The organism is Demequina sp., assembly GCF_024642165.1.
GTDB lineage: Bacteria > Actinomycetota > Actinomycetes > Actinomycetales > Demequinaceae > Demequina.
In genome coordinates this window covers 1-6,041 of the sequence record NZ_JAHEBP010000119.1, presented here as the reverse complement: position 1 = coordinate 6,041, position 6,041 = coordinate 1, and the positions used below count along the sequence as shown (strand labels likewise).

Sequence of the window (6,041 nt, the reverse complement as noted above, 5' to 3'; positions counted from 1 at the left end):
GGTATTCGTCGTCCACGCGGCGGTAGATGACGTCGACACGGCGGCGCCCGGCCGTGGTGCGCATGTACACGCGGCCGTTGTGGGTCTCGAGGTCGCGCCCCTCGACCAGCTCGACACCCATCGTGCGGGCGAGCAGCGAGTGCTCGTAGTACGCGCTGTTGAAGACGCCGGGCGTCAGCAGCACGATGGTCGGGTCGTCCACGCCCTCCGGCGCGGACTTGGCGAGTGCCGCGCGCAGCCGCTGCGAGTACTCGAGGACGGGCCGCACGCCCATCGCGCCGAACATGTCGGGGAACATCTGCGACATCGCTCGGCGATTCGACAGCACGTAGCTCACGCCGGACGGGACGCGCACGTTGTCCTCGAGCACTCGCCAGATGCCGTGCTGATCGCGGACCAGGTCGATTCCGGAGATGTGCACGCGCACGCCGTTCGCCGGGTCGATCCCGGACGCCGAGCGGTAGAAGTACTGCGAGGTGGCGAGAAGCCGGCGAGGGACGATGCCATCGTTCACGCAGTGCTGGGAGCCGTAGACGTCCGCGAGGAAGGCCTCGAGGGTGCGCACGCGCTGGGCGACTCCGGGCGAGATGATCTCCCATTCGTCGGCGCCCACCACGCGCGGGACGATGTCGAGCGGGAAGGGCCGCTCCTCGCCGGCGTGGTCGAACGTGACGCCCTGCGCGAGGTAGGTGGAGGCCAACGCCTCGGCGCGTGAGAAGAGGTCGTCGCCCGACATGCGGTCGATCTCCGCATAGACGCGGGCATACGGCTCCCGGACCTTCCCGCCGAGGTCCATGGCCTCGTCCCAGGCCTGCACCGGCTGATAGCCGGTCCATGGAGTGTGCTGATCCGAGGCGGTCATGGCGCCAGCCTAGTCACGAGATGTTTCCGGTTCGTGATGACGGCGTTTCGCCGGGTGCCGCCGCGAAAACCGCGCCCCTTCCACACGGCGCTCGCCGCTGATAACTTCGCCGTCATGGCCTACCCTCGGAACCTCCTCGCGCCCGGCGAGCGGATCATCATCGACAGCAACCCCCACTGGAAGGCGCTGTTGGGGCCCATCCTGGTGGCGCTGGTCTCGATCGGCGCCGTGATCGCCGTCTGGGTGTGGACCGGGAGCGCGTCGATGAGCGACGGCGCGCGCACCACGATCGGCATCGTGGTGGGGGTCCTCGCCACCGTCGTGGTGGTCTGGTGGGCCGTGTCGCCGTTCATCCGCTGGGCCTCGACCCACTTCGTGGTGACCGACCGCCGGGTGATCTATCGCAGCGGCGTCTTCACCAAGAACGGCATCGATATTCCGATCGCGCGCATCAATACCGTGCAGTTCCGGCACGGCCTCATCGACCGCATGTTCCGCGCGGGAACGCTGTCGATCGAGTCCGCATCGGATGACCCGCTGGACTTCGACGACATCCCGGACGTCGAGAACGTCTACGCACGTCTCCACGAGCAGATCATGGAGCACATCGATGGCGAGAGCGGCAGGCGATCCTCTCGTCCCGCCGCAGATCCACCCCCCGCGCCGCAGAACCCGCCGGCGGACACCGAGCCGCCCGCCGCCGCGTCGCCGGCGTGACCGCCGGCGTGACCGCCGCCGCGACGGCCGACGCTCCCCGCGCGCCACGCATCGTCCCTGGATAGCCTGGCCACCATGAGCGACACCACCAGCGACCCGTTTTCCGCCGCCTACGCCTCGACCGTGGCCGCGGGCTACACCTTCGAGGGCGGCTCGATCGCCCTGGGTGCGCTGGTCCAGGGGGAGGACGCGAACGCCGACGCCCAGGTGAGGCTGCCGCTCGCGATGATGAACCGTCACGGCCTCATCGCCGGCGCGACGGGAACCGGCAAGACCCGCACGCTGCAGGGAATGGCGGAGGCGCTCTCCGATGCGGGCGTGCCGGTGTTCGTCACGGACGTCAAGGGCGATCTGTCAGGAATGGCGCTACCGGGAGAGCCCAAGGGCTTCATTGACAAGCGGGCCGCGGACATCGGACAGGACTGGGCGCCGCGCGGCTATCCCATGGAGTTCTACTCGATCGGCGGAGCCGCGGACGGTGTGGGCATACCCATGCGGACCACGGTCACGGACTTCGGGCCGCTGCTGCTGGCGAAGGTGTTGGGGCTCACGGACATCCAGGAGTCCGCGCTCGGACTGGTGTTCCACTGGGCGGACACCAACGGGCTCGCGCTGCTGGATCTCAAGGACCTCAGGGCCGTGATCCAGCACCTCACCTCCGACGAGGGCAAGGCGGAGCTCACGTCCATCGGCGGAGTGTCCTCGCAGACCGCGGGCGTGCTGCTGCGCGAGATCGCCAACCTCCAGGCGCAAGGCGCGGACGCGTTCTTCGGCGAGCCCGCCTACGAGACCTCTGACCTGCTGCGCACCACGCCCGACGGCCGCGGCGTCATCTCCGCTCTCGAGCTGCCCAACCTGGTGACCCGGCCGCGCCTGTTCTCGACGTTCCTCATGTGGCTGCTGGCGGACCTCTTCGCCGACCTGCCGGAGGTGGGCGACGCGGACAAGCCGCGCCTGGTGTTCTTCTTCGACGAGGCGCACCTGCTGTTCGACGACGCCTCCAAGGAGTTCCTGACCCAGGTGACGCAGACCGTGCGGCTCATCCGCTCCAAGGGCGTCGGCATCTTCTTCTGCACGCAGACCCCGAAGGACCTGCCGGCGGACGTGCTGGGCCAGCTGGGCTCGCGGATCCAGCACGCGCTGCGTGCCTTCACGCCGGACGATGCGACGGCGATGAAGGCGACGGCCCGCACCTTCCCGAACTCGCCGTACGACCTGGAGGAGGTGCTCACCACCATGGGCATCGGCGAGGCCGTGGTGACGGTGCTGAGCGACAAGGGCGCGCCCACGCCGGTCGCATGGACGCGGCTGTGCGCCCCGCGCGGCCTCATGGACCCCGCGCCGGCCGGCGTCATCGCGTCGACCATCGCGGGCAGCCCCCTCTCGGCCCGGTACGGCACCATGCTCGACCGTGAGAGCGCGTACGAGCTGCTGGGCGCCCGCGCGGAGAAGGCGGCCGCGGCCGCGCAGGAGCGGGAGGCGGCCGAGGAGGCCGCCGCGGAGCGGGAGCGGGAACAGCGGGACGATGCCCGGAGCACCTCTCGTACGCCGTCGCGCTCGCGGTCCCGCGCGAGGGACAAGAGCGTCACGGAGCAGGTGCTCGGCTCGGCTCCCGTGCGCGACTTCGCGCGCACGGCGGGGCGCGAGATCGGGCGCTCGATTCTGCGTTCGGTGTTCGGGGTTCGCAGTCGGTAGCGATGTAGCCAGGGGCTTGTGAGGCCGCAGATGCGGCGCTAGCGTTTGTTTCGTGCCGCATCTGCGAGTATCCGAGGCCGCCGCGCTGCTGGGCGTCAGCGACGACACCGTGCGCCGCTGGATCGACGCCGAATCGGTGCCGACCATTCGCGACGCCGGGGGGCGCATCCTGATCGACGGCATCGACGTCGCCGCCTTCGCCGCGCGCACCACCGCTCCCGACGATCCGACGGACGTCCGGCGGTCCGCACGGAACCGCTTCACCGGCATCGTCACCCGCGTGATCGCAGACGAGGTGATGGCGCAGGTGGACCTCCAATGCGGGCCCCACCGCGTGGTGTCGCTGATGAGCGCGGAGGCGGTGCGCGAGCTCGGCCTCGAGCCCGGGTCCGTGGCGACGGCCGTGGTGAAGGCGACCACGGTCATCGTCGAGACGCCGGCGGCCAAGGCGTGAGCCGTGGCCCTGGGATCGCGATCGCCGCGCTCGGGATCGCGATCATCGGAGCGGTCATCTGGGCGTCGTCGACCCGCGACGCGGTCGATGCGCGGGCCCATGCCGAGGGCCGCGTCGAACTGACGGTCTTCGCCGCCGCGTCACTCGCCGACGTCATGGAGCCGATCGCGGAGGCGTTCGAATCCGCACACGGCGCGGTGGACGTGCGCCTTACCTACGGCGGCAGCAGCGACCTCGCGGCACAGATCGCCGAGGGCGCGCCCGCCGAGGTGTTCGTCTCTGCGGACGAGGCGCAGATGGCGGCCGTTGCCGATCACGTCTCCGGCGACGCTGCCGTGGTCGCCACCAACACCCTCACGCTCGTGGTGCCCGCGGGGAACCCGGCGGGCGTGCGCGGACTCGAGGACCTCGCGAGCCCCGGCCTGGTTTCCGTGATCTGCGCGCCACAGGTGCCGTGCGGTGCGGGGACGGCCGAGCTCGCGACGCTCGCGGGCGTGACGCTCACCCCCGCCTCCGAGGAGCAGTCGGTGACCGGCGTCCTCGGCAAGGTGGCGTCCGGCCAGGCCGATGCAGGCATCGTCTACGTCACCGACATCGCGCGCGCCGAGGGCGTCGAGGCCGTCGAGATCGACGGCGCGGACGCGGTGGTGAACCACTACATGGCGGCCGCGCTCACCGGCGCCCGGGAACCCGGGCTCCCAGCGCTGTTCGTCGAGTTCCTCACCGGCCCCGAGGCGCGCGAGGTCCTCGCGGCGGCCGGATTCGGGACGCCGTGACGGGCCCGCGCTGGCTGGCGCCGCTCGCCGCGCTCGGCGGCCTGCTGGTGCTGCTCCCGCTCATCGGGCTGGTCTCCCGCGTGGAGTGGCCGCGCTTCTGGGAACTGGTGACGTCCGAGGCGTCGCTCACCGCGCTGGGGCTCTCGCTGCGGACCGCGGGCACCGCCACCCTCGTGGTGCTGGCGCTGGGAGTGCCGCTCGCCTTCGTGCTGCACTCCCTGCGCGGGCCGATGCGCGGCATCGTGCGCGCCCTGGTGCTCACTCCCCTGGTGCTGCCACCCGTCGTGGGCGGCCTGGCCCTGCTCTACGCGTTCGGGCGTCGCGGGCTGCTGGGCGAACAGGTCGGCGGCTCCGTCGCGTTCTCCACGCTCGCGGTGGTGATCGCTCAGGCGTTCGTCGCCATGCCCTTCATGGTGGTGGCTGTGGAGTCCGCGCTCGCCGCGCGTTCCGGGCGGCATGAGGCGATCGCCGGGACGCTGGGCGCGTCGCGGACGCGGATCCTCCTGCGCGTCACGCTCCCCGCCCTGGGCCCCGCGCTCGCCACCGGGGCGGTGCTCGCGTTCGCCCGCGCGCTGGGTGAGTTCGGCGCCACGCTGACCTTCGCCGGGTCGCTCGCCGGGGTGACCCGGACGGCGCCGCTCGAGATCTACCTGGCGCGCGAGGCCGATCCCGCCTCCGCGGCGGCCCTGTCGCTGGTGCTGGTGCTGGTCGCGATCTCCGTGGTCGCGCTCGCCTACCGTCCGCTCAGGCGCGCGCCGTGACCGGGCTCGTCGCGCACGTCCGGGTCGCCGCTCGCGGGGTCGACGCGTCCCTCGAGGTCGAGGCCGGACGCACCCTGGTGCTGTTGGGGCCCAACGGCTCCGGCAAGTCGACCACGCTGGAGGCCATCGCCGGCATCGTCCCCCTCGACGGCGGCGCCGTGACGCTCGACGGCGCGGCGATCGGCGCCCGCGACCGCCGCATCGGCCTGCTGTCCCAGGACGACGCCTTGTTTCCCACCATGTCCGTGCGCGACAACGTCGCGTTCGGCCCGCGGTCGCGCGGATTCTCCCGGCACGATGCGCGGGCCCAGGCGGAGGGCTGGCTCGCCCGGGTGGGGCTGGAGGGCACGGGGGACCGCCGGCCCGCGGACCTCTCGGGGGGCCAGGCACGTCGCGTGGCGATCGCTCGCGCCCTCGCCGCGCGGCCGCGCGTGCTGCTGCTCGACGAGCCCTTCGCGGGGCTCGACGTGGTGGCCGCGAGCACCATCCGCTCCCTGGTCGCGGGGCTGCTCGCGGGCGTGACCGCGGTGGTGTCCACGCACGACGCCTTGGACGCGCACGCGTTGGCCGATCACGTCGCGGTCATCGAGTCCGGGCGGGTGGTGGAATCCGGCATTGCGGCGGAGGTGCTCACGCGGCCCCGGACGGCCTTCGCCGCGCGCATGGCGGCGCGGGTGCTGGTGAACGGGACTATGCACGGCGGGGCGCTGGTGACGGACGGCGGCGTGCGCGTGCCGGTCACCGGCGGGCCCGGCGCGGGCGCGAGGGCCGCTGTG

7 protein-coding genes are annotated in these 6,041 nt (G+C 72.2%); 6 read left to right on the top strand and 1 reads right to left on the bottom strand.

The features are described from left to right. A partial coding sequence (locus tag Q0L54_RS09780) for a circularly permuted type 2 ATP-grasp protein (RefSeq protein ID WP_296667669.1) occupies positions 1–796 on the bottom strand: 796 nt, incomplete at its 3' end. Between the two features lie 180 nt (positions 797–976). On the opposite strand from Q0L54_RS09780, the gene Q0L54_RS09775 reads away from it, so the two are divergent. The 6 genes from Q0L54_RS09775 to Q0L54_RS09750 all read left to right on the top strand — a co-directional run. After that, a complete protein-coding gene (locus Q0L54_RS09775; protein WP_296667665.1) occupies positions 977–1,579 on the top strand; it encodes a PH domain-containing protein in 603 nt (200 codons plus the stop codon). A gap of 75 nt (positions 1,580–1,654) precedes the next feature. Continuing rightward, positions 1,655–3,274 (top strand): helicase HerA-like domain-containing protein, encoded by a 1,620-nt coding sequence (locus Q0L54_RS09770; RefSeq protein ID WP_296667663.1) that lies wholly within the window; start codon positions 1,655–1,657, stop codon positions 3,272–3,274. A gap of 52 nt (positions 3,275–3,326) precedes the next feature. Further along, entirely contained in the window at positions 3,327–3,728 is a 402-nt protein-coding gene (locus tag Q0L54_RS09765) for a TOBE domain-containing protein (protein ID WP_296667661.1), read from the top strand. Then, entirely contained in the window at positions 3,725–4,504 is a 780-nt protein-coding gene (modA, locus tag Q0L54_RS09760; protein ID WP_296667658.1) for a molybdate ABC transporter substrate-binding protein, read from the top strand. Before Q0L54_RS09765 ends, modA begins: the two co-directional genes overlap by 4 nt. Further along, positions 4,501–5,265: an ABC transporter permease gene (locus Q0L54_RS09755; protein ID WP_366937955.1), complete on the top strand. Its 765-nt coding sequence runs from the start codon at positions 4,501–4,503 to the stop codon at positions 5,263–5,265. The genes modA and Q0L54_RS09755 overlap by 4 nt, the downstream gene beginning before the upstream one ends. After that, a partial coding sequence (locus tag Q0L54_RS09750; protein ID WP_296667657.1) for an ATP-binding cassette domain-containing protein occupies positions 5,262–6,041 on the top strand: 780 nt, incomplete at its 3' end. The genes Q0L54_RS09755 and Q0L54_RS09750, both read left to right, overlap by 4 nt.

Excerpts from the sequence above, each read along its gene's own strand:
- Q0L54_RS09775 (WP_296667665.1), top strand. The coding sequence starts at position 977 with ATGGCCTACCCTCGGAACCTCCTCGCGCCCGGCGAGCGGATCATCATC.
- Q0L54_RS09770 (WP_296667663.1), top strand. The coding sequence starts at position 1,655 with ATGAGCGACACCACCAGCGACCCGTTTTCCGCCGCCTACGCCTCGACC.